This is a genomic window from Pseudomonas sp. LB3P58, from assembly GCF_054897895.1.
Genome location: NZ_JBUBVE010000001.1, coordinates 1,656,013 through 1,678,822 on the forward strand (window position 1 = coordinate 1,656,013; position 22,810 = coordinate 1,678,822).

A 22,810-nucleotide genomic window follows, 5' to 3' on the forward strand; every position below is an offset into this window, starting at 1 on the left:
TTGGGCATCAACCCTTTAACGCGCCGGCAGTGAGACCGGAAACGATTCGGCGCTGGAAGATCAGCACCAGAATCACCAGTGGGACGGTGACCAGCACCGATGCAGCCATCAACAACCCCCAAGGCAACTCATGGGGGCTGCCGCCGGAAATCAAGGCGATGGCGACCGGCACCGTGCGTTGCGTGTCAGTGAGGGTGAAGGTCAGGGCAAATAGGAACTCGTTCCACGCGGCGATGAAGGCCAATAAGCCCGTGGTGACCAGTGCGGGCCAGAGCAGCGGCAACAGCACGCGGGTCAGCGTGACCCAGGGTGAAGCGCCATCCATGATTGCCGCTTCTTCCAGTTCATGGGGCAGTTGCCCCATGAACGTGGTCAGCACCCAGACGGTGAACGGCAGGGTGAAAATTGTGTAGCTCAGGATCAACGCCCAGGAGGTGTTGTACAGACCCAGGGCGCGGATCACTTCGAACAGCCCCGACAGCACCGCGACCTGGGGAAACATCGACACCCCAAGGACCATCATTAAGACCGTGCCACGCCCACGGAACTTCACCCGGCCCAAGGCATAGGCGGCGGTCAGGCTGAGGAACAGCGCCAGTGTCACCACGCACAGCGCAACCACCAGCGAGTTACCGATAGCTCGCAGGAATGAGGCTTGATGGAGTACCGCCGCGTAATTGGAGAAGTCGGGGTTATCGATCCAGTAGCTCACCTCGAACAAGGCGCTGGATGGCTTCAGCGACGTCACGATGGCGTAGTAGAAAGGGAAAACCGCATACAGCAGCAACACCCCGATCAGACACCAGAACCCGAGGCGCAACAGCGCTTTTTTCAGCAGGCGCGGGCTCATGAGCGGACCTCCAGTTGACGGCGTCCGAGGTAGAGGTAAAGCATGGCGATGACCGCAACCACCAGAAATAACAGCGTCGAGGCTGCGCTGCCGTAACCGACGTCCTGGAACTCCACCAGGTGCTGACGGGCATACACCGACATACTCATGGTGCTCGACGAGTTCGAGGTCAGCACATAGATCACGTCAAATACCCGCAGCGAGTCGAGGATGCGGAAGATCGCCGCCACCAGCAATGCGGGCATCAGCAGGGGAAGCGTGACATGCCAGAATACCTTCAGCGGATGAATGCCATCGACCCTGGCGGCTTCGTAGCAATCACTCGGCAACATCTGCAAGGCCGCCAGCATCAGCAGCGTGACAAACGGGACGGTCTTCCAGACATCGACGATGATCACCGCCCACATCGACAGGTCTGCATCGGCCGTCCAGGCCAGGGGCGCGTCAATCAGGCCGAGGCTCAGCATCAGGTGATTGATGATGCCGAACTGGTCGTTAAGCATCCATGACCAGATCTTCGCCGAGACAATGGTGGGAATCGCCCAGGGAATCAGAATCAACGCACGCACCAGAGAGCGGCCGGTGAACTTGATGTTCAGCAGCAACGCCACCAGCAGCCCCAATACGACTTCCAGTCCCACTGACACCACGGTGAAATGCAAGGTGTTGCGCACCGCGTTCCACCACTGCGGATCGACCAGGATGCCCGACCAGCTGGAGCCGTTGTGGAACAGATAATTGCTCAGGCCAACGAAGGATCCGCCACCGGTGTCCGCCAGGTTGGCGTCGGTCAGGCTGAACCAGAATGTGCGCAGTAGCGGCCACGCTGCCACCAGGGCCAGGCACAGCAACATCGGCGTCAGAAACAGCCAGGCGGCGCGTACTCGACGACGCTGCACAGGCGTTTCCCGGGCGAGCAGGAGCTCGTCACAGGGGGCATGGGTAGTAGAGACAGACATGGTGATTTCCTTCCTTGTGGCTTACCAGTTCCGGCGTTTGATGCGCGTGAGTTCGCTTTCCAGTTCAGCCAGCGCCTGATCGACAGGCAACTCGCCCGCCAGCACGCCATGCACTCGATCGAAGAACGCATTGGAGACCCGTGGATAGCGATCGGCAGTGATGGAGGCGGGACGCATCACCCCATCGTTGAGAATGCTGTGCAGCTGAGCGTAATAAGGCATTGCCGCGAGCAGTTCGGGGTCTTGATACAGCGACTCGATAACCGGGTTGTAGGCGCCTATCAGGGCACGGTGTTTTTGCTCTTGGGCACTGGTCAGGTAGCTCACCAGTTCTGCGGCAAGTTTTGGATGGGCGCTGTAACGCGATACCGCCAGGCCCCAGCCACCGAGGGTGGAGGCATGGCTGCCGGTCTCGCCGCCGCGGGGCAGGGGAGCGACCCCGACCTTGTCTTTTACGGCACTGTCCTGGCTTTGCACCAGAGCCCAGACATAAGGCCAGTTACGCATGAACAGCGCATTTCCCGATTGGAATACACCCCGGCCTTCTTCCTCGGTGTAATTGAGTACGCCCCGCGGGGAGATGTCTCCTACCCAACTTTTCGCCAGGGTCAAAGCCGTTCTTGAAGCCTGGCTGTTGACCACGATGTCACCTCGTGGATTGATCAGCCCGCCTTCCGGTTGGCTGCTGATCCATTCCAGCGCATTACACGTCAGGCCCTCGTAGGCGCGCCCCTGAAAGATGTAACCCCACGCATTGGGGTTCCCGGCATTGCGCTCAGCCTGTTGAATGTTCCTGGCGGTAGCGGTCATTTCCTCCCAGGTCTGGGGAACCTGCTGGTTGTACTTCTCGAGCAAGTCCTTGCGGTAATACAGCAGGCCCGAGTCGGTGAACCACGGCATCGTCACCAGCCGTCCGTTCACCGTGGCGTTATCCACCTGTGCCTGGAAATAGCCTTGGGTCGGGTTGGCAGGAAGCACCTCGCGCAGATCCATCAAGTGTTTGGCCAGCATCCCTGGCCACACCATATCGATTTGAATGATGTCGATGTCGCTGGATTGCGCACTGAGGATCTGTTGATAGAACGACAACCTCTCGGTCGCCGAGTTAGGCGTGGAAACCACCTCGACGTTGTTGCCGGTCTGTTTCGACCACGCCTCGACAGCCTCCTTGCAGAGCTGCAACTCCGCACCCACCGCGCCACACGAGATCGTTAAATCGGCAGCGCTCGAGAGGCATGGAAATCCGGCACAGAGGGTGAGTAGTGCGGCTGGAAGGAGAGTTTTTAGCTGTTTCATAAAGCCCTCTTTATTTTTGTTTTTAGAAAAGTTAACGTTAACATCGCCAAATGTAGCAGCGTATTTGCGATGTGGCATCCTTTTTTTCGTCAATTTTGACAATTCACAATTGACGAAAAAAGGCCGCTCGCGGGAACAGAAAAATAAAAACAAAACAGGAAATTCACATGCAGAAAGCATCAAGCTGGCTACTCGCAGGCGTGCTCGGCACCTCGGCGGTAACCTCTCAGGCCGCGACTCTGGAAGAACGCATGGCCGCGTTTGAAGCCCGTGCCAGCGCCGCGGAAAAGCGTGCAGCCGCAGCCGAGCAGCAAACCCAGGCACTTGCCAGGGAATTGCAGCAGATCAAACTCGCCACTGCTCCCTTGCAGCCCGCAGCGTCTACAGCGGCAGTAATTTCGGTGCCCGCTTTGGATACCCGACTGGCAAAACTTGAAGCCCGTCAGCAAAGCCTGGAGAAAGAGGGCAGTACCGGACATCTCACTGATGGGTTCAGCTTCAACGGCTACGCCCGCTCCGGATTGCTGATCAACGATGGGCTGGGTGGTGGTCGTGGCGGCCCTTATGAAACTCCTGCCGGTTCAGTCGGTGGTGCAGTCGGGCGACTCGGTAACGAGGACGACACCTACATGCGTATAGACCTGTCGAAAGAAATCTATGCGCAAAACGGCACCCGTTCCAAATTCACGGTCTCCATCGCCGATGGTGTGGAAAGTTCCAATGACTGGACGGCCGACGAAAGCAAACTGAACGTGCGCCAGGTATTCACAGCGCTTGACCATGTCGCTGCGTTCAAGGGCAATTCAGTGTTCGAGAACGCCACCCTGTGGGCAGGCAAGCGATTCGATAGAGATAATTTCGATATCCACTGGCTGGACTCGGACGTTGTCTATCTGGCCGGCACCGGGGGTGGAATCTACGATATGCAGATGAACAAGAATTGGCGTTCGAACTACTCTTTGATCGGGCGCAACTACGGGGATTTCAGTCAAGGCGGTCTTAGTGCCGATGTGGAAAGCTACATCCTGACCTCCAACCAGTTCTTCGAGGATGGTCAGTGGCAGTGGATGTTCAATGCCATCGGCGCAAAGAAAAACGATTTCGGTACCCGCACCAATGCAGCGGGTTTGACGCCTGCGGATTCCGGCTTGCACAGCATGCTGGCCAATCACCAGAAAAACTTTTTCGGCAGAGAAGGCTTCTTCAAAACGGCGCTGCTCTATGGGCAAGGTCTGGGAGCTGAGGTCAAGAACATCGGCTCGGATGGCGAACTCATCGACGATGCCCGCGCTCTGCGTCTGGCACTTTACGGTGAGACACCCCTTGCGCCTGACTGGCGCATCGGGCCCAGCTTGCTGGCCGAACAGAGCAAGGATAGATACGTCAAGGGTGACGACTACCGCTGGCTGACCCTGAACGTGCGATTGGCTAACAAAATCAACAGCAATTTCGAGATGGCCTACGAAATAAGCTGGCAAACCATGAACCTCGACCCGAAGGACTATCTACAACGTAATGCGGTCGACGGTAACTTTTGGAAATTCACTGTCGCCCCGACATTCAAACCTGAGGTTGGAGATCTTCTTACACGTCCCGAATTGCGAGTGTTCGCAAGCTTCATGAACTGGTCTTCGGATCTGGACAGATTCAGTACCACAGACTCCTTTGGCATGACGGACTTCAAAGCCGGAGGTGTATGGCAATACGGTATACAAATGGAAACCTGGTTTTAATACTTGAACGTGTCCGGCCAACATCTGCTTTGAAGTTGGCTATGAAAACTTCTCTAACTTCAACAAACCCTGCCTTTCATCAAAGCGCATTGAGTAAGTGATTACTGGTCGATTCTGATCAGCCAGCAGTTCCCTACGACAAAAAATTGAGGAAATGACGATGGTATTGCCTCGCGCAGTAGTGTTTGGCGAAGCCCTGACCGATCTTGTCCAAGGCACTCCTGGACAGTGGAAGGGCTACCCAGGTGGTGCTCCCTGGAACGTTGCACGAGCGCTAAGTCGCTTGGGTGTTAGCAGTGCTTTTGCCGGGTCGGTGAGCACGGATTCACTGGGTGACGAGATAGTTTCGCAGTCGGAAGCAGCTGCAATGGATATGAGGTTTATCCAACGGGTAGACCGAGATCCTTTGGTCGCCATCGTTCCATCGAGCCGTCCCCCAAGATACTTTTTTGCTGGAGATGCCGATCTGTTTTTTGATCCAGATCTGATGCCCGAAGGATGGATCAACCAAGCAGAGCTGTGTCATTTCAGCTGCATCAGTTTGGCTCGACAGCCACTTGCAGACAAGCTGGTTAAAATTGCTCAGCAGGCCAAAAAAGCCGGTAAACGGATTAGCTATGATCCGAACTGGCGCAATTTAATGGATAGCCATTATCGGGAGCAGACCTTCCCTACGATGACCACCCTTGCTGACATGATTAAGCTTTCCGATGAAGACCTTCGGCAAATTTATCCAGGGCTGACAGAACACCAGGCAATGGATGAGCTTCGCGCTCTTAATCCTCAGGCGCAGATCCTTTTTACCCGAGGAGAACACGGGATGATTCTCCACACCCCGGACAGCCAACTCGATCAGCCGGCGATTGCCGTGAAGGTGGAAGACACGGTTGGAGCAGGAGACGCTTGTATGGCTGGTTGGCTGGCTGCGCAGTTGCTGGGGATCGTGGACTTGAGAGAGCGCCTGCAATTTTCAGCGGCTTGCGCATCCATATCTTGCCGCCATGCCGGAGCCCATGCTCCAGCGCTAGCTGATGTGGAAGGTTTGCTGCAGCTGCTAAAACATACTTGACCATGGTTACCGACGCCGAGGAGTTGTCTAAGTAAAAAGACGCTGCGCCGACCCTGGCCATAAGCGTTGCTGAGCTCGCAAGCTCTCCAAAAAAACCAGGCAAGTTCAGGTCATGGTCTGGAGGCTAAGCCAGTCCCGCGGAACTAGCTTGTGCGTTCTTGGATTGAACGCCAGGCGCGATGCTCGCTCAACATCAACGTCGCTATAGCCACCAGCACAGGTACAAAGGCAAGCGCACAGATAACGGTCCAACCGTATCGATTCAAAATACCTCCCGATGCAAACGAGCCGAGCACTACGGCGCCAAAGACAATGAAATCATTGAGCGCCTGGACACTGTTTCTTTCGCTTGTTTTATGGCTCTGAAGGACGAGTGCAGAGGCGCCGACAAAACCGAAATTCCAACCAATCCCTAGAAGCACCAAACATAGATAAAAGTGGTAGGACTGCACACCGGCAAGCCCGACAGCAATAGACGCGCCGGTTAACATCAACCCCACCAACACAACGCGGTTTGCTCCAAAACGGCGGATCAGATTTCCAGTGAAAAAACTGGGTGCGTACATTGCAATGACGTGCCACTGCAATGCCAGGTTCGATGATTCCAGTGAAAGATCCTCATGCTTCATTGCTAGTGGGGCCGAAGTCATCAGGAAATTCATCAAGGTGTAAGTTATGACGCCACGGAGCATGGCGTTGATGAGTCGAGGCTGCCGAACAATCACCGCAAGCGGGCGACCTGGAGTACGAACAGCCGCCTCATGGCGTGGCAAATCGACACCTAGCAGCACCGCCGCCGAAACCACTGCCATTAATGCGGCTGCAACGTAAGTAGCGATAAACAGGTGTGACTCCCATAGGTCCATCGTATAGGTGACCGTCTGTGGACCTAGTACACCCGCCACTAACCCGGCAGCCATGACGATTGAAAGCGCCCAGGGCTGCCTGTTTTCTGGAACACATTCTGCGGCGGCGAAACGAAACGTCAGTACCACAGCGGCATAAGCGCCACCAAACAGCATCGCAGCACAGAAAATGAAGAAGGAAGACAAATAAATGCCAATCGCAGCCAGCACTCCCATCAGGATGCCGCACAACGCTCCCAGCATAAATACGAGACTGCGCCCATAGCGCTGCGCAATGGCGCCGGCAAGTAGCGTGCAGCTCGCCATGCCCACGACAAAAATGGAGATAGGCAGCGTCGCCAATGCTTTATCCGGTGCAAGCATGTCTCCCACGATAGCGCCGGTTGCATAGACGATGACTGAGTTACCACCCGCCAATGCCTGGGCGGTTGCCAGTCGAAAAATGTTGCTGTTCCCAGATGCGGCTGACACGACTTCTCTCCCTTGAATGATTCGTCCCTGATGCACGTGCAGCGTGCCTATTATCAATGAACACTAACGACCGGGCTGCCCCTTACGAAATCCAGGCGCCGGTACCGGCGCACGTCATCGACAAGAGCCTCCCGACAGCGGGTCTGCCAGCCCACGTTATGATGGCCAGGTTCGCCGACCATCTGCCGCCTCTTACACACCGCCGTACTGATACACGGTCGCACTCCAATACTGGCTGCCGTTACCTTTTTGGCGAGCCCATCCGTCGGCTACCAGTTGATTGGCGATCATTCGATTCATAAAGCCATGACCGAGCAGCAGAACCGGTCCATCGCTGGCAAGGGACTGCAATCGTTTGGCTGCCGTGCTGGCGCGCATCCTCGCAGTGCCGGCGGATTCGACATTGCGTGAGTAACCGCACAGCCATAAGACTCGAAGGATAAATGCCCAGGTAAACGGCGATAGCCGTGGCAGTTTCCAATGACCACAAGGTAGTTGTGCTTCGCAGAAAAGTGCGTCGACCAGCGCCGGCTTCAGACCGAGCGCCTGGACGGAGGTCAGCGCACGAGGCGCGCTGCTTGAAACAATCACCGTGGCGGATGCGGCGAGTTGCATACTGGCTTGCGGGACCGGGTGGTGGGTAATTTCGGATCGGTTGTATTGCTCGATCCAGTCTTTCATCTCGAGCGCTGAAATTTTGTCGGTTGCGGCCAGTTTTGGCTGGCCGTGACGCATCAGGATTATTTCCCTGTTCACAATTTTACGTCCTTGTTCTGGTGTGTGGTAAATGACCAGCAAGTGCGGTTTCGGGATCTCCAGGTACGCCTCGCGTGCCAGCATAAAACCGCACAATGCGGCTCGAGATTATCGGCTTTGGGGCTAGACGGTAATCCCGTTTCCGAAAGTTAGTTGTCGACCATGACGGATGAGCTTTTTTTCTTCGAGGCACGCGCACTGTGGTTTTCAAACCAGCCGTGATCGCGGTACCACGCCACGGTGTCGGTGAGTGTCCGCTCTAGCGCCCGGAAACTCAGGCCAAGCTCTTGTTCACTCTTGCTGTGGTTGAAACAGGTGCGGTCCTTCTCTCGTACCAACAGGCGCAACGTAGCCATGCTTAGCAGAATGGGCTTGCCGGTAATACGCGCATACATCTCCTGCACAGCCGCCAAGGTGTATAGAAAGGGGAGCGGTAGTTGTCGAACGGGTGTCTTGACGCCCGCTATACGTCCTAGAACAGGGACCAGCTGACGCATCGTCATATGCCGGCCCGCCGCGAGATAGCGCTCACCTCGTCGGCCATGTTTGGCGGCAGCAATCAGCGCCCACGCCACATCACGGGCATCGACAACGGAGAAGCTGCCAGGGATCAGCCCGGGCAACTTGCCGAGCACGACATCGTTGACCAACTGTCCCGAGGAGGTCGGGCCAATGTCGGCAGGACCCCACATCCAACCGGGCAGGACCATGCAGGCATGCATCTCGGGATGGACCTCCAGGAACGACAAGACGACACGGTCGGCGAGGATCTTGCTGCGGTAGTAGTCATCCGCGTCGGCGTCGGCCCGCAGACATGTCTCATCGATGGACGTGCCAGGTGCGCCGTCGAGCACGGCAATGGAAGACGTATGGATGAACCGTCGTATACCGGCGCGGTAGGCCTGGTTAAGCAGGCGCCGCGTACCAGACACATTGATCTTTTCGAGTTCTTTCCAGTGGCTGCCGCCCTTGTAGTTGTCGCGAAAGAACGCCGCGGTGTGAAACACCGTATCGCAGCCTTGCAGCGATGCTGCGAATGCGTCGACATCGGCCATGTCACCCACGACCAGCTCGACACTCGGCAGATTGTTGAACTGCTGTTCACCTTTGGCTCTTGAACGGACCAGGGCTTTGACCGCGTAGCCACGAGCGACCAATTCACGCACCAGGTTGTTGCCCAGCAAGCCGGTTGCACCAGTAACAAATGCGCTGCGCATGGCTCAACCCTCGGCCGGATAGGCTAACGGCATCAGCACCGCACTGTCGAAGAAGGCTTCTTCACGGATGGCCAGGCCGTCTCTGAAGGTGAAGTGTGCGGCGTAGTACGCGGTAATATGGCGTCCATGAGGTGGAATCACCCGGCCTGGCAACACCAAGGGGGCGGCGAATGTGCCGGTCAGGAAGGCAGTCAGCGCCAAACGATCGTTACCGACGGCGAATGGGCTGAAAATCACTTGGGCATCGGGGAGCGCTTCGAACAATGCGATCTCTCGTTTGCGCATGGCTTCGCGACCGGTTTGTATCCCCGTGCCATCGAGGTAGATGAAGTCTTCGCAAACCAGCGCAAGCATCGCCTCCACATCACGGCGATTGAAGGCACTGGCGGCGCGTTCCGCATAGTCTTTGGGGCCAGTAGTCATGCAGTCCATTCCATTCGTTTCCAGGGCCTGTAGATATACCTTTGAGGCGTCTCCCGAAAAACAGCGACTACTGCATAATGGATTTGCACATATGCAGACCAGGGAGGACAGGACGCATGGCGTTGCAAGCAAATTGGGACGATCTTCGTCTGCTGTTGGCAGTCTCGCGGCGTGGCAGCTTTCTTCAAGCTGGCCAGTTGCTGGGTATCGCGGCGTCTACCGTGTCCCGCCGCCTGACCCAACTTGAGGTCGCACTGGGCGAGCCACTCGTCGAGCGGGGCGTTGAAGGATGCTGGTTGACCTCGCGGGGCCAATCACTCGTGGAAGTTGCCCTGGCTGCGGAAGCTGGCTTGAGGCGTCAAACCGCTGCTGGCATATCCGAGCTACACACAGAGCTATCTGGCAGTGTCCTGGTCAGTGCAGGAGAGGGGTTCTCGTCTTGCGTGCTGGAGGCCGCGAGTCGTTTCACTTCTCTGCACCCGCGTTGCTCGGTGGAGTTGATGGTAACAGCCGACTTTCACAAGATCGTCCGCGGCGTGGCAGACATTGCTGTACGTACAGCTCATCTGGGTGAGCCGTCGCTGATTTATCGACCAATAGGCCGGCTCGCCTACGGTGTCTTCGCTGATGCAGGTTATCTGAAGCGGTTTCCAGGGGTGACCCCGGCCACTTCGGTCAATATTGCCTTGCTTCCCCCGCTGGACATGTTGCCGCAAATGCGTGCGGCAAAGGCCGGTGGTCTGGACCGCGCGCAGATCAGCGTGAACTCGTTCGCCGTGCAGCTCGAATCGGTGAGGCGAGGTATGGGGGTGGCTGTACTGCCCCGTATATTGGCGAAGGATCTGATCGGGTTGTTCCCGGATCTCCACCTTCCAGATATGGAGGTCTATCTGGTAACCCGGCCACAGGGATTAAAGCAGGCTCACATCAAATGTTTTTTTGCCATCCTGGAGCAAGTGCTGCTCGAAGCCCTATCCCTAGAAAATGTTGAAGGTTACCTCTTAGGGGGCGACCCGTGAGTATCGGAACAGCAACTCGGCATTGCCGTCTTTGCGCGCCACGCCATCCAACAGCCACGCCTTGGCCAGATCCTGGACGGTCAGCGTTTGCACCTTCGACGTCTTTACCTGTTCGGCCTCCACGTTAGCAGCAGCATGCACTTGTGCCTTGACGGTTTTCTTGTGTTCGTTGGGATTGATCTGCTCGTCGATGAGCGCTCGGGCCTGGTTGCGGGCCTTGCGGATGTCCGTCAGGGATTTGCGTGGCTAGGACCCGCAGGCGTACTCTTTGTTCTGGTCGCCCCACCGATACCGATAGAAAAAGCTGACCGACATGCCGTCCTTACGCAGGGAAATTCGACCGGCCAGATTGCCGTCCTCCCTGAGGATTCGGCCGGCATCGTTGGCGGTCAGCGACTCGAGTTTTTTGATGGTGATTTTGGCCATAAAATGGGTTCCCCCTACTTTTACCCCCACAAAAACGTCGGCTCTTGATGGACGTTACTGGACTCTCGTAGAGCAGAACACCGCTGGAGCTCAAGTAAATACTCGCTTGGAAAAATCCAGAGTGAAATTTTCAAAGCTTTCAAGAAGTATGCAAAAGGAGATGGGGTGCTAGGGGTCGAGTGTTCGAATCACTCCGTCCCGACCATATAATTCAAAGGGTTGCGAGATTTTATCTCGCGACCCTTTTTTATTTTTGGACGTTTTTACCCCCACAAAACGACTGGATCTAGGTAGAAACTTCACGATATCCATACAGCTTTACACCCCCGCATCTGATGGCTTTCTCGGCCCCAGTGCGCTGGCCGAGGCGATGGCGGCGGCTGAGCAATGGATCGACAGTCAGCTCCATTAGAGCGAAACCGATCGTCATTCCCAAACCACATGATGATGCTCGTATCAGCCCTGCAGGTTTCCGGTTATCCATGGGGGAAGCTGCCAGGCGCCAAAGCTGGCGTGTGAGATATGGGCAGCTTTTCTTTATGCACAGAAACTGACCCGATGCCGCTCCTCGACGGCCGGCCGGAGGGCAGCTTCTTCCCGCTTCGCGCAGATTATGAGCGCTCCATGGGAGTTCCATTGTTGGTGATCAATGGCCGTGGGCTTGATTGGAGAGAATATTTAAAGTACTCCCCTGCAAGTAATCGGCGTTAAGCGTCTTGAAGCAGTTAATACCCTACGCTAATAGTTATTTTTAGCATTATGTAGGAAACCCTCTATTCAGTTTTTAGTGTTGATACAAATTTAGCCAGCAAAGGATCTTTTTCAGCATTTTGCTTGTGCCTGCCGATGAAAATCCACTCGTCCTCTGTCCAAAGAATTCGTGTTGTTTTAGGTGCTTTGCAGTCAAAAACAACCTGATAGATTTTTGTTTCTCGCTGCTGGACGACGACGCATTGCTCAAGGCAAACCAACAATCGCTGCCCGGGCTCTAGTGTCGGCACATTGAGCGGGACACACATATTAATTTCTGTTTTTCGCATGATGACTTTCGTCCTTAAAATTCAGAAACCGTACGCGGTAAATCAAAAGCAAAGGCGATCCGTTGCGGTGAGGGACTCGTCTCATGTCTTTGAACATGACGTCCTATGTGCACTTCAAGGTGCAATCATTACGGTGAAGTAGTCACTTTGAACCCGTACAGGCAATTACCTCCAGGGTGTGGAGCTGATAGCTCATTGCTGATCGTGAGAGCTTTTTGGGTTCGGTTTTGTTCTCGATCTGGCCGTCAGAGCTTTATCACTTGACGCTTACCCGCAAGGTTGTGGGCTTTCAAAGACAAAACATTGGGTGGGAGCGCTCAGGCCGGCGTACCTCATAGAGTTCAGTGGTTCTGTTCATGACTAGCCTCCGAGGGTTCATATGTGCATAATATTATCATTCAGTGATAATAGAAAGGCAATCTGCTCGACCTTGCCTCAGGCAGGAGCGACGTTTTTTGCTCAACTGCCGGGAGGCAAAATCACGCATGAGAACAGAAAGATGTGAGCGCTTGGAGAGCTGCATGAAACGTGAGGACGTAAAAATCAAACACGCTGAAGGCATTCAGTTTGACACCCATTTAATTGCCAATCCGGCCAACACCCAGGAGTGGATCGCCTTCTTTAAAAAGGAAGCAGGAAGAAGCTTTTTCCTGGTCAATGACAATGAAGAAATTGAACCCTTCCGACACCTTGATGATTTGATTCATGAGCTGCGTGAAATCGGTATCAAGGTGGCTGAAATTCATTTTTGAATTCTTTTTTCTTGGAGTGTCGTCATGTCTGTCAGGGTCGAACATCTGTCTAGTCAGAGTGAAGATCTATGGTCCGTGTGTGTAGGTGCCCGGCGAATTCAGTTCCGCAATGAGCAGGGTGCAAAGGACTATGCGGCAAAGCTGAAAGAGCGTATAGAAGCTCCACATATATACCCGTATGCAGTGCCGGCAACCGGCGACAGAAACTGCAGTAAGTAATTAAATGTGTTGCCCTTGTTTTATTATAAAGATTGAAACATAACAAAAAATAACAAGATTCCCTGCTTGAGGGTGATGCAAGACTCGACGAGTTATAAGTCCTAATCAGAGGAACACCAGGAGATTTTTTAATCGGTTGGCCTGTCTTCCTGTTGCGAAGGGGCGCCAGTGATTCCTGGGCGTTTTTGCCTGGGGTCGGTGCTGATGGGTAAAGATCTACCCCTCTTGGGCATTTTGATTTCTCTTCAATCAAAGAGGGGCGGTAGGCGTGGCGCAGGATATAAAAACGCCAGCTCTGACTGAGCTGGCGATTACGTTTATCTAGTCACGCAAGTAGGCCACCAAGGCGTCAGCGAAGGACTCAGTCGTTCCGGTTCCCCCCATATCCGGTGTCACCTGATCGCAGGCGGTTTTCAAAACAACGCGGATAGCGGTACGAATGCGTGTCCCCTTGTCCACCATGCCCAGATAATCAAGCATGTCCGCGGCAGCCAACAACAATGCACAAGGGTTCGCGATGTTCTTGCCAGCGATGTCCGGTGCCGAGCCGTGGACCGCTTCGAAGATGGCCGCATCGGCGCCGATGTTAGACCCGGGCGCCAAGCCCAATCCACCCACCAGGCCTGCGCACAAGTCTGAAAGGATGTCACCAAACAAGTTGGTGGTGACAATGACATCGAATTGATGGGGATTCATTACCAGCTGCATACAGGCGTTATCGACGATCATTTCGTGGAATTCGATTTCCGGATAATCCGCAGCGACCTCACGCGCAACCTCAAGAAACAAACCGGAGCAAGACTTTATGATGTTGGCCTTGTGCACCGCGGTAACTTTCTTGCGGCCTTTGCTACGAGCCAGCTCGAACGCGTATCGCACGATGCGTTCGGAGGCTGTGCGTGTTACGCGAATACTCGCCAAAGCGACTTCGCCGTCTTCTGAAATACTCTGTCCTTCGGGTAAGTAAGCCCCCTCGGTATTTTCGCGCACTGTGATGATGTCGATATCTTCGAAGCGCGAACGGGTCCCCGGGAAACTGATCGCTGGTCGGACATTGGCGTAGAGGTCGAAATGGCGGCGAAGGTGAACGTTGATCGATGAGAACCCACGGCCAATCGGTGTCGTCAAAGGGCCTTTAAGTGCGATGCCATGTTTGGCGATCGTATCGATAGAGGCGGGTGGCATCAGCTGTCCATGTTGCTGCAACGCCTCCAGGCCGGCCTCAACGAAGTCGTAGCGAAGATTGCAGTCAAGGGCGTCGAGTACGCGTAGCGTCGCTTGCATGATCTCGGGGCCGATGCCGTCGCCCTTGATGATTGCGATTGTTCTGCTCATGGTCTCTTCCTTAACAGAGCTTTGTCAGCCTGCTGTATTGATTGGGTCATTGAGACTGGTGTCACGAGTCTGCTGATAGGCATTGACTGTTGGACGGCTTTCACCGCGCCAGTGTGCTGTGTTTCATCCTCCGCGCCGTGACTGCGCAGGTCATCGCGGATCAAATGACGGGCGTCCTGAGACGGGTGTCAGATCTCGCGCCGCACAGAACTACTCGAGGATGCTGCTGCTACGGGGCGAGCTACCGGATCAAGCGTACTGTCACTGCTCCACCGAATATGCGCATAACATTAACATACAATGTTAATGTTTGCGGTAGGCGCGCTCAGCAAAAGTCATTGGCTCACTTTCGCATGACGCGGCGGACCAAAAGCCTGGCGTCATCAAAGGCAGGCACGATTGCCAGCGTCACCAGAACCATCGCGAGCGGTACCGTTGAGATGTAACCAATGTGCTTGAACCCAAATGCCCCCATCACGCCGCCGAAGAAAAAATTCAGCGCCAGCAGTATCAGTATTTTGAGCCGGGTCCGATTGGCGAGAACTTTTGGGTGTGTTGATGTGCTGGCGGCATTCCAGTAAAAGAGTTTTCCCAACTCAATTCCGATGTCCGTGATGATGCCGGTGATGTGTGTCGTTCGGATTTCGGCTTTTGAAATTTTGGTGATCACCGCGTTTTGTAGCCCCATGATGAAGCACAGGAGCATCACGGTGACTGACACGAACAAACCATCCACGGTGGATAGTTGGGCGCCCAGAAAGCCAAAGCAGATAAGCAGAAAGGCCTCGACCAAAAGTGGCACTGCAAACTCACTGTGCATCCGTCTGCGTCGGGAGTAATTGACCATGACCGCAGAGCACGCAGCCCCAACCAGAAAAGACAACAATGCGCCGGCGCCACTAAGTACCAGGTCGTAGGCTCCCAGCACACTGTTGTCTGCCATCGAAGAGACGATGCCCGTCATGTGTGAGGTGTACTGATGCACTGCCAGGAAACCGCCAGCGTTGATTGCTCCCGCGACGAAGGCCAAGGCAAAGCCAAGATGTCGGTTTGCGGCGGTGGTACGCCTTCGCCCGGTGAGACTCCTGACATATTTGATCGGCATTTATTCACCCTTGTCTCAAGGGTATGAGGCGCAAAAAAGCCAACCGATTATGTATGTCTGATATCACCAGGTCCTCGCAATTTAGACGGGGCTGCTCGTTGAGTGTTGAAGCCGTTGGCTGTTGTTTCTACTGGTCGGTGAACAGGATCGCCTGCTGGAGCAGCAGACGGTGCAACGACTGGATAGTCCCAAGTGCGGCAGCTGCCAACCGTGCAATAGGTTGTGCAGCTGCGACACATCAGCATGATTGACGTCAGCTTAGAGCGGGTAGTGCGCCGGGTAATGCAGCTTCGCAACGCCGGTGTCGATAGCGGCCTTGGCCACCGCGCCGGCTATTGCACCGAGCAGGCGAGCATCGAGCGCTTTGGGGAGGATGTAATCGCGCCCAAACTCAAGCTTATCGACGTTGAACGCTTGCAGCACTTCCACAGGCGTCGGCTCTTTGGCCAATTGGCGCAGTGCTTCCACCGCCGCAATTTTCATCGCTTCGTTGATCCGGGTTGCGCGAACATCCAGCGTCCCGCGGAAAATGAACGGAAAGCCCAGAACGTTATTGACCTGGTTAGGGTAATCAGAGCGACCGGTCGCCATGATCAGGTCATCACGTGTGGCCATGGCCAGCTCGTAGCTGATTTCAGGGTCCGGGTTCGAGCAGGCAAACACGATCGGGTTAGGTGCCATCGCTGCCAATGCTTCTGCCGGGAGGAGATTGGCTCCAGACAGGCCGACAAACACGTCAGCACCGGTCATGGCTTCCATCAGCGTACGAGGGCCACCGTCGTTAACGAACTGTGCTTTGTATTGATTGAGGCCTTCCCGAGCGGAGTGGATAACACCGACACGATCGACCATGTATAGGTTGCTTTTTTGAGCGCCGAGACTAAGCAGCAGGCGCATGCAAGCAGTGGCAGCTGCACCGGCGCCGAGGCAGACAATTCTCGCATTACCCAGGGTTTTGCCCTGAATCTCAAGTGCATTGAGCATGCCGGCGGCAGTGACGATGGCCGTACCGTGTTGGTCGTCATGGAAGACTGGGATGCTGCACTGTTCGATCAGTGCTTCTTCGATTTCAAAACACTCAGGCGCTTTGATGTCTTCCAGGTTGATGCCACCAAAGGTGTCGGCAATGCGCACGACGGTCTCAATAAAGGCCTGGGAGCTCTCGGCATTGACTTCGATATCGATCGAATCGATTCCGGCGAAACGCTTGAACAGCAATGCTTTGCCTTCCATGACCGGCTTGCTGGCCAAGGGGCCTAGATTGCCGAGGCCCAGAATGGCCGTGCCGTTGGTGATCACGGCCACCAGATTGCCTTTACCGGTGAAGCGGTAAGCATTCTCTGGATTCTTCGCAATTTCGCGTACAGGCTCCGCTACGCCTGGGCTGTAGGCCAGTGCGAGTTGGGCGGCTGTGTCGGCAGGCTTGGTCAGCGCGATGCTGATTTTTCCTGGGGTTGGGAATTCGTGGTAATCCAGTGCAGCCTTCTTGAAGTCGGTAGTCATGCGATCACCTAATTAGATGTTGATTACAATCACATGCTAACACTATTATAATTATAGGCAACGAGGTCAAGACCCACAGACCAGGATCAAATTGCCAGTTGCGCGCTGCTGATGAAGGGGTTTATCAGCCAGCGGACCCACTCTATTGGCCCTAAGACTTCAGGGCGGGCCTGTATCTGTTGGTCAATAGAGATCCTCCTATGCTTGAACCCGTATTAGGCCACCTCGTGTGGCCATTTTTTTGCGCGCTCGAATGTCCCCAGCGTCAAGACGCTGAGGTGATGGACGTGGCTCAAATGAACGCGGTGATCAAAATAGCAGGGGGCGAAAGGGGAGCAGGCCATGACAAAGGCGCTGAGAGAGGTTTAGCCGGCCATCAACTAACAGGCAACAGTTCAGGTGTTGTGCTGAGCTGTCTTTCGATGCGGTCCATCTTCAAGGTGTTTGGTGTTCTGTTCCTGTTAGCCAAACGTCGAGCCTGTCCAATGGAAGGAAATGACCTGGGTCTGCGTTGATCAGTGGTCTTGACTGTGAGAGGCGTGGTGGGTTCGCGGGAAGGCATGGGGTGCGTCGATTCTTTCTTTGAGTGTGGCGGCATAGTCCTTTGCTCCCTGCTCAGTCCGAAATTGGCAGCGGCTACCGAAACAAACAGACCAAAGCGCTTCGCTCTGACCGGACAGATACTCGACTTTTACTGACAGGGTCAAACTCTCTAAGTGGAACAATCAGAAATGAACTTCGGCGGACTTGATACCCAGCTCTCGAAGCTCGCGGATCAGTTCATCGAGGTGTCCAAATGACTCAATTTCCTCATTGTCATTGACCAGGAAATAGCTTCTCCCGGCTTCCTTTTTGAAAAGAATGATCCACTCGTGCGTATTGGCCGGGTTGGCTATCACGTGCGTGTCGAAGTGCATGCCTTCACCGTGTTTGGTTTTGACGTCTTCGCGTTTCATTCGGGGTCTCCGGGCATATGTTTCTGCGCTCTCGACACTGTATCTACAGGGTCGCTGGTGTCGTACGAGGCTAGGCCAATTGCTTTACTATTATCACTACGTGTGAATAGTATGCACATGCCACCAGCGCGAGGCTAGTCATGATTGCCATACGAGAAGCTTGGAAAGCGGGCTTGTTAGGGCGCAAGCACTGGCTTCGAAATATCGTCTCGGGGGTCATCGTCGGTGTCGTGGCGTTACCCTTGGCCATGGCGTTTGCCATCGCCTCGGGCGTCAAGCCGGAGCAAGGAATCTACACGGCAATTGTTGGTGGCTTATTGGTTTCGCTTTTCGGCGGGAGTCGACTACAGATTGCCGGCCCTACTGGGGCGTTCATCGTCATTTTGGCCAGCGTGACAGCCAAGTACGGCGTTGATGGCTTGCAGATCGCGACAATGATGGCGGGTGCAATATTGTTACTGCTTGGCATCACCAAGCTTGGCGCACTTATCAAGTTCATTCCCGATCCCGTGATCGTTGGGTTCACCGCCGGCATCGGTGTGATCATTTGGGTCGGGCAGTGGAAAGACTTTTTGGGCTTGCCGAACATCAGTGGCGACCATTTTCATGAGCGGCTTTGGCACCTCATCCAGGCTCTGCCCGGACTCCATGTGCCCACGACCCTATTAGCCCTTTTGAGCCTGCTGTTGGTGATACTCGCGCCTAAAGTACCAGGCGTAAGGCGTGTTCCTGGTCCTCTGATTGCCATGGTCGTTGTGACGGCGTTGCATTCCTGTTTTAAGTTCGATGGCGTGGCAACGATCGGGAGTGCATTCGGGGGGATTCCTCAAGGACTGCCCAAAATTGGCCCTCCTGAAATAACGCTGCCGCAGATCATTGAATTGATTGGTCCTGCGTTCGCGATCGCGATGCTGGGGGCGATCGAGTCGCTGTTGTCTGCTGTTGTCGCCGACGGGATGGCCGGCACCAAACATGACTCCAATCAGGAGTTAATCGGACAAGGCATTGCTAACCTGGTCACTCCTCTGTTTGGTGGTTTTGCTGCGACAGGCGCGATCGCTCGAACAGCGACCAACATCCGCAACGGTGGCAACAGCCCCATTGCGGGTTTTGCGCACGCCGTCACGTTGATTTTATTGATCTTCTTCCTGGCACCTCTGGCTTCGGATATCCCGCTGTGCGCGTTGGCTGCGATCTTATTCGTGGTCGCTTACAACATGAGCGAACTGAAGCACTTCACACGCATGGTCAAACGAGCCCCAAAAGCGGATGTTGCGATCCTTTTAATCACTTTCAGCCTGACCGTTTTCAGCGATCTGGCGATTGCAGTGAATATCGGGGTCATTCTCGCCATGCTGCAGTTTATGCGTCGGATGGCTGCATCTGTAGAGGTGCAGTTAATGGTCGAAAAAGAGCTGGAGGCAGAGTTGCGCTTGAATGGGCATGTACATCTTCCACCCGGTGTTTTGGTTTACACCATTGAGGGGCCTCTCTTCTTTGGCGCAGCAGAAACCTTTGAGCGCGTTTTGGCTCAGACGCACACCGATCCCGGGACGTTGATTATTCGTCTGAAACGGGTGCCGTTCATGGATATCACGGGCTTACAAACGCTGCTCGAAGTTATTGAGCAGTTGCGTAAACGCAGCATCGTCGTGAAGTTGTGTGAAGCCAACGAAAAAGTCCTTGGCAAGCTCGATAAGGCAGGGGTTCTTCAGGCACTCGGCTCACAGCATTATCATGCTGACTTCAGTGGTGCACTGGGCAGCTACGCCGAGATCGACAAGCCCCAGGGCTAGAGATGAGGTGCAAGAGAGTAGAAGGAGCGATGAGCAGGCATTCGTCGTGCCCGCTCATGCGCAGATGAATCACTTACCATTGGCCGCAGTTTTGCTTTTGGTGGCGTAGGACACGCCATGCGTCTCCAGATAGTCCCGAATAAGCTGACGAACGACCTGAGAGGGCGTCAGATCCTGAGATGCGCACAGTTCTTCAAGTGCTTTTTTCTTGACGGGATCAATGAGCACAGTTAGTCGTGCAGTCTTATTTTCCATGGAATTGCCAGTACCTTAAAACGGTCGATGTTAATCAAATTGTAATGGTCGGGGATTTATTTGTCACCGATTAGGTTCGTTACAGTTAACTGGATTGACCGTGATCAGAAAATGGCGACGGTACGTCTACCAGAAACGGGTAAAAGAAGGGATAGATGGCCTCGCCCGAATCAATTGCCGCTCTAGCCACTGCTCCAGCTACCCCCGAATGCAGGCGCCCATCCAACGGCTTGGGAATAATGTAATCCCTCCCCAGCACCGCTGCAGGCGAGTACTGCGTGGGTCCATACGAGATGAGTGCGCACCCACGTTCAGCAGCAGCCTCACACACTCGGTCGCCGCACGCTCGTTGTGGCTGATTACCTGTAAAGCGGTAAACGTCGTCCGGATTTTTGGCTATCGCCAAGCAGGGCTGCGCGACCCCTGGGCTGTACGCCATTGCCAGGTCACCTACCGTTTCGACCCGCACCCTTGATTCGACAGTGGTTTTTCCAAGTGGATAACCCTGGTGACGATACGCGGCTGTGTTTTTTGCACTGTATTCATTGCACGCCTAAATTGTACTTTTATTATCATATTATGATAATGTAATTAGACCTTGATGTGTGTCTTTGAGGGCGCTTCATTTCAAGAACTTCTCCCATTTGCAGTACAGGCTGGTTCCGTAGATGAAGGCTTACCACGCTGGTTGGGTGATTTATTACTGTGAGTTGTCAGGCGTTGCAGCCTTCGCAGTGACAGGCACCCTGATGGCAGGGCGAAAATCGTTGGACTGGTTCGGTGTAATCACCATCAGTTTAGTCACCGCTTTAGGCGGCGGTGCCTTGCGTGACGTACTGATGGCACATTATCCGATCGAGTGGGTTTCCAATGAGAATGGCTTTTTGGTAGGGGTTAGTGCTTCGCTAGGAACCATGATTTGGGCGAGGACCTTGAAAACCTTCAACGAGAGGGTGTTGTTGGTAGCCGATGCATTTGGATTGGCTGTATTTACGGTCAGAGGAACAGATATGGCTCTTCAGCAAAACCTCCCTCCCAGCATCGCAGTGATCATGGGTGTAGCTACCGCAGTCGCTGGGGGTGTGATGCGTGATGTGTTGTGTAACGAAATACCGTTGGTGTTTAAGCGTGAGGTTTATGCATCCATCAGTATTTTGGGTGCCGTCGCCTACATCACGCTGTTGGATTTGCAGATTTCTCTTGAAGTGGCGTCTGCAATCGCCATTGCGTTCGTTTTTGTCAGCCGTATTGCCGCCATTCGTTGGAAATGGTTGCTACCCAGGTTCCATGTAGTCGATTGATCTTGTTGCCTGGCCGACAAAGCTACGCTCTATAAGAAAACATGAGTGATGCTTAGTCATCTCTGCCCCCCCATCCTTGAGGCTGCACCTGCAGCCTTTTTTTTCCTTCGCCATTAGATGATTACGCGTCAAGGGAAGGGCTGAAAAGCTGCCGGCACGTTTACTCGACATTATCTGGTAGGCCCCAGATCACCGCCTTCGAATTCGAGTGCGCACGCCGTCATATACAAGCGCCACGTGCGGTAGGTGGCCTTGCTGACGAACCCCAGCAGCTGATCTTGATTCGCCAAATTACGGGTGTTGGTGTGCTGGCAGGTATGGCAGCAACCGCTCAGTTTCATTTTTCACGACGGCATAGCACTCGCAGCTCAGTTGCTCGAGTTGCGCTCGGTCTATGACTTTGACGTGACCGCGGCTGTACTCGATTACCTCCTGTCTTTGTAGTTTGCCGGCGGCCTCGTTCACACTTTCGCGGCGCACACCAAGCATGTTGGCAATAATTTCCTGGGTCACGGACAAGTCGTTGCCCGGTAAACGGTCGAGGTATAACAGAAGCCAACGACACAACTGCTGATCGATCGAGTGATGGCGGTTGCAAACGGCGGTCTGCGCCATTTGGGTAATAAGTGCCTGGGTGTAACGCAACATCAGCAGGAGCATGTCGCCATGCCGATTGAACTCATCCTTCAGCCGACGCCGGGGTAGCCGGTATGCATGCCCAGCACTTTGAACAATCGCACTACTCGGTGTGCTTTCACCGCCCATAAACACGGCGACGCCGATCATGCCTTCGTTACCCACTACCGATATCTCTGCCGTGGCCCCGCTCCCCATCACGCAATGCAATGAGACGATGGCATCAGTTGGGAAGTACACGTGGCGCAAGGTGTCACCTGACTCGTACAACACATTACCTAGCGGCAATGTGACGAGTTCAAGATGGCGCAGGAGACGGCTCTGAACTTGCGCCGGCAATGCGGCAAGCAAATGATTCTGTTTTGGATTGGGGGAGTCGGACATTTACGTTCCTGTTCAAGGAAGAAATTTCTAGCCGCATAGAGAGTGGCTGCGGTGATGAGCTACTTTGCAGAGCGGTCTTGCACCGCTTCGTTATCAGTCAAATGTGCCAGGCAGCCTGTTTTTGACTTTGCGTGTGCTCAAATTTGCGATCTGATCCGCAACACCGTTGATCGTGAGCGTTTGGCAGAGATCCGAACCGAAAAGCACGCAGGACCAATGACCACCCTGTTTCCTCACGCAAGACATGCCCTCGACCAAGGCAACGATGAGGTGACTCAGTGCGCCTGGCAGGGAGGGCGAAATTTTAACCACGCTGTCAGGGTTCGACGGAGATATGCACGCTTGATTATCACTAAATGTGCGTGATTTGTCTGTGCGATGCCGAACATAGTCTCAGTGGGGTCAAGGACAAAATGGGGCGTCTATGGTGAGGAAGGACGATT

21 protein-coding genes and 1 pseudogene are annotated in these 22,810 nt (G+C 54.5%); 7 read left to right on the forward strand and 15 right to left on the reverse strand.

The annotated features are described in order from the left end of the window. Positions 1–7 precede the first annotated feature (7 nt). From ACYZTZ_RS07715 to ACYZTZ_RS07725, 3 genes are read right to left on the reverse strand one after another with little or no spacing between them, the layout of a single operon-like run. Positions 8–850, reverse strand: a complete 843-nt coding sequence (locus ACYZTZ_RS07715) for a carbohydrate ABC transporter permease (protein WP_046048665.1) — start codon at positions 848–850, stop codon at positions 8–10. After that, a complete protein-coding gene (locus ACYZTZ_RS07720) occupies positions 847–1,809 on the reverse strand; it encodes a carbohydrate ABC transporter permease (RefSeq protein ID WP_461997712.1) in 963 nt (320 codons plus the stop codon). The genes ACYZTZ_RS07715 and ACYZTZ_RS07720 overlap by 4 nt, the downstream gene beginning before the upstream one ends. Before the next feature lie 21 nt (positions 1,810–1,830). Then, positions 1,831–3,105, reverse strand: coding sequence for an ABC transporter substrate-binding protein (locus ACYZTZ_RS07725; RefSeq protein ID WP_461997713.1), 1,275 nt, complete (start codon positions 3,103–3,105; stop codon positions 1,831–1,833). A gap of 167 nt (positions 3,106–3,272) precedes the next feature. Here ACYZTZ_RS07725 and ACYZTZ_RS07730 point away from each other — a divergent pair, with 167 nt between their 5' ends. Together ACYZTZ_RS07730 and ACYZTZ_RS07735 are read left to right on the forward strand one after the other, a co-directional pair. After that, positions 3,273–4,838, forward strand: a complete 1,566-nt coding sequence (locus ACYZTZ_RS07730) for a carbohydrate porin (protein WP_461997714.1) — start codon at positions 3,273–3,275, stop codon at positions 4,836–4,838. A gap of 160 nt (positions 4,839–4,998) precedes the next feature. After that, on the forward strand, positions 4,999–5,907 hold the full coding sequence (locus ACYZTZ_RS07735) for a carbohydrate kinase family protein (protein ID WP_461997715.1): 909 nt from the start codon (positions 4,999–5,001) through the stop codon (positions 5,905–5,907). Positions 5,908–6,050: 143 nt separating this feature from the next. Here the strand turns inward: ACYZTZ_RS07735 and ACYZTZ_RS07740 are convergent, their stop codons facing one another. The 4 genes from ACYZTZ_RS07740 to ACYZTZ_RS07755 form a co-directional block, all read right to left on the reverse strand. Beyond that, complete coding sequence (locus ACYZTZ_RS07740; RefSeq protein ID WP_461997716.1) at positions 6,051–7,244, reverse strand: MFS transporter; 1,194 nt, start codon at positions 7,242–7,244, stop codon at positions 6,051–6,053. 192 nt (positions 7,245–7,436) lie between these two features. Further along, positions 7,437–7,979 carry a histidine phosphatase family protein gene (locus ACYZTZ_RS07745; protein WP_462000652.1) on the reverse strand — a complete coding sequence of 181 codons (543 nt, stop codon included), beginning with the start codon at positions 7,977–7,979 and terminating at the stop codon, positions 7,437–7,439. A gap of 170 nt (positions 7,980–8,149) precedes the next feature. Continuing rightward, the gene (locus ACYZTZ_RS07750; protein WP_461997717.1) at positions 8,150–9,217 is read right to left on the reverse strand and encodes an SDR family oxidoreductase; all 1,068 of its coding nucleotides are present in this window, start codon (positions 9,215–9,217) and stop codon (positions 8,150–8,152) included. 3 nt (positions 9,218–9,220) lie between these two features. Next, a complete protein-coding gene (locus tag ACYZTZ_RS07755; RefSeq protein ID WP_461997718.1) occupies positions 9,221–9,640 on the reverse strand; it encodes an ester cyclase in 420 nt (139 codons plus the stop codon). Positions 9,641–9,756: 116 nt separating this feature from the next. On the opposite strand from ACYZTZ_RS07755, the gene ACYZTZ_RS07760 reads away from it, so the two are divergent. After that, a complete protein-coding gene (locus ACYZTZ_RS07760; protein WP_461997719.1) occupies positions 9,757–10,659 on the forward strand; it encodes a LysR family transcriptional regulator in 903 nt (300 codons plus the stop codon). On the opposite strand, the pseudogene ACYZTZ_RS07765 reads toward ACYZTZ_RS07760, so the two are convergent. Both ACYZTZ_RS07765 and ACYZTZ_RS07770 read right to left on the reverse strand, forming a co-directional pair. Next, positions 10,654–11,085: pseudogene (locus ACYZTZ_RS07765) on the reverse strand (Arm DNA-binding domain-containing protein); the annotation flags it as partial. The gene ACYZTZ_RS07760 and the pseudogene ACYZTZ_RS07765 overlap by 6 nt on opposite strands. A 773-nt stretch (positions 11,086–11,858) precedes the next feature. Further along, the gene (locus ACYZTZ_RS07770) at positions 11,859–12,125 is read right to left on the reverse strand and encodes a hypothetical protein (RefSeq protein WP_461997720.1); all 267 of its coding nucleotides are present in this window, start codon (positions 12,123–12,125) and stop codon (positions 11,859–11,861) included. Between the two features lie 521 nt (positions 12,126–12,646). Here ACYZTZ_RS07770 and ACYZTZ_RS07775 point away from each other — a divergent pair. Then, entirely contained in the window at positions 12,647–12,877 is a 231-nt protein-coding gene (locus tag ACYZTZ_RS07775; protein WP_045060682.1) for a hypothetical protein, read from the forward strand. Positions 12,878–13,417: 540 nt separating this feature from the next. Here ACYZTZ_RS07775 and ACYZTZ_RS07780 read toward each other — a convergent pair. The 3 genes from ACYZTZ_RS07780 to ACYZTZ_RS07790 form a co-directional block, all read right to left on the reverse strand. Beyond that, positions 13,418–14,431 carry an isocitrate dehydrogenase gene (locus ACYZTZ_RS07780; RefSeq protein WP_046047633.1) on the reverse strand — a complete coding sequence of 338 codons (1,014 nt, stop codon included), beginning with the start codon at positions 14,429–14,431 and terminating at the stop codon, positions 13,418–13,420. A gap of 343 nt (positions 14,432–14,774) precedes the next feature. Beyond that, positions 14,775–15,536 carry a YoaK family protein gene (locus ACYZTZ_RS07785; RefSeq protein ID WP_046047632.1) on the reverse strand — a complete coding sequence of 254 codons (762 nt, stop codon included), beginning with the start codon at positions 15,534–15,536 and terminating at the stop codon, positions 14,775–14,777. A gap of 258 nt (positions 15,537–15,794) precedes the next feature. Beyond that, complete coding sequence (locus tag ACYZTZ_RS07790) at positions 15,795–17,039, reverse strand: malic enzyme-like NAD(P)-binding protein (RefSeq protein WP_134101589.1); 1,245 nt, start codon at positions 17,037–17,039, stop codon at positions 15,795–15,797. Between the two features lie 200 nt (positions 17,040–17,239). Between ACYZTZ_RS07790 and ACYZTZ_RS07795 the strand changes: the two genes are divergently transcribed. After that, positions 17,240–17,554 carry a hypothetical protein gene (locus ACYZTZ_RS07795; RefSeq protein ID WP_056744497.1) on the forward strand — a complete coding sequence of 105 codons (315 nt, stop codon included), beginning with the start codon at positions 17,240–17,242 and terminating at the stop codon, positions 17,552–17,554. A gap of 210 nt (positions 17,555–17,764) precedes the next feature. Here ACYZTZ_RS07795 and ACYZTZ_RS07800 read toward each other — a convergent pair whose 3' ends face one another. Further along, positions 17,765–17,995 carry a hypothetical protein gene (locus tag ACYZTZ_RS07800; protein ID WP_046047630.1) on the reverse strand — a complete coding sequence of 77 codons (231 nt, stop codon included), beginning with the start codon at positions 17,993–17,995 and terminating at the stop codon, positions 17,765–17,767. A 140-nt stretch (positions 17,996–18,135) separates the two neighbouring features. On the opposite strand from ACYZTZ_RS07800, the gene ACYZTZ_RS07805 reads away from it, so the two are divergent. Continuing rightward, complete coding sequence (locus ACYZTZ_RS07805) at positions 18,136–19,791, forward strand: SulP family inorganic anion transporter (RefSeq protein WP_056744499.1); 1,656 nt, start codon at positions 18,136–18,138, stop codon at positions 19,789–19,791. A gap of 69 nt (positions 19,792–19,860) precedes the next feature. Here the strand turns inward: ACYZTZ_RS07805 and ACYZTZ_RS07810 are convergent, their stop codons facing one another. Beyond that, positions 19,861–20,046: a ribbon-helix-helix protein, CopG family gene (locus ACYZTZ_RS07810; protein WP_045060687.1), complete on the reverse strand. Its 186-nt coding sequence runs from the start codon at positions 20,044–20,046 to the stop codon at positions 19,861–19,863. 668 nt (positions 20,047–20,714) lie between these two features. Here ACYZTZ_RS07810 and ACYZTZ_RS07815 point away from each other — a divergent pair. Further along, complete coding sequence (locus ACYZTZ_RS07815) at positions 20,715–21,347, forward strand: trimeric intracellular cation channel family protein (protein ID WP_461997721.1); 633 nt, start codon at positions 20,715–20,717, stop codon at positions 21,345–21,347. Between the two features lie 291 nt (positions 21,348–21,638). On the opposite strand, the gene ACYZTZ_RS07820 is transcribed toward ACYZTZ_RS07815, so the two are convergent. Then, positions 21,639–22,367, reverse strand: coding sequence for a Crp/Fnr family transcriptional regulator (locus tag ACYZTZ_RS07820; protein WP_461997722.1), 729 nt, complete (start codon positions 22,365–22,367; stop codon positions 21,639–21,641). Positions 22,368–22,810: the final 443 nt, after the last annotated feature.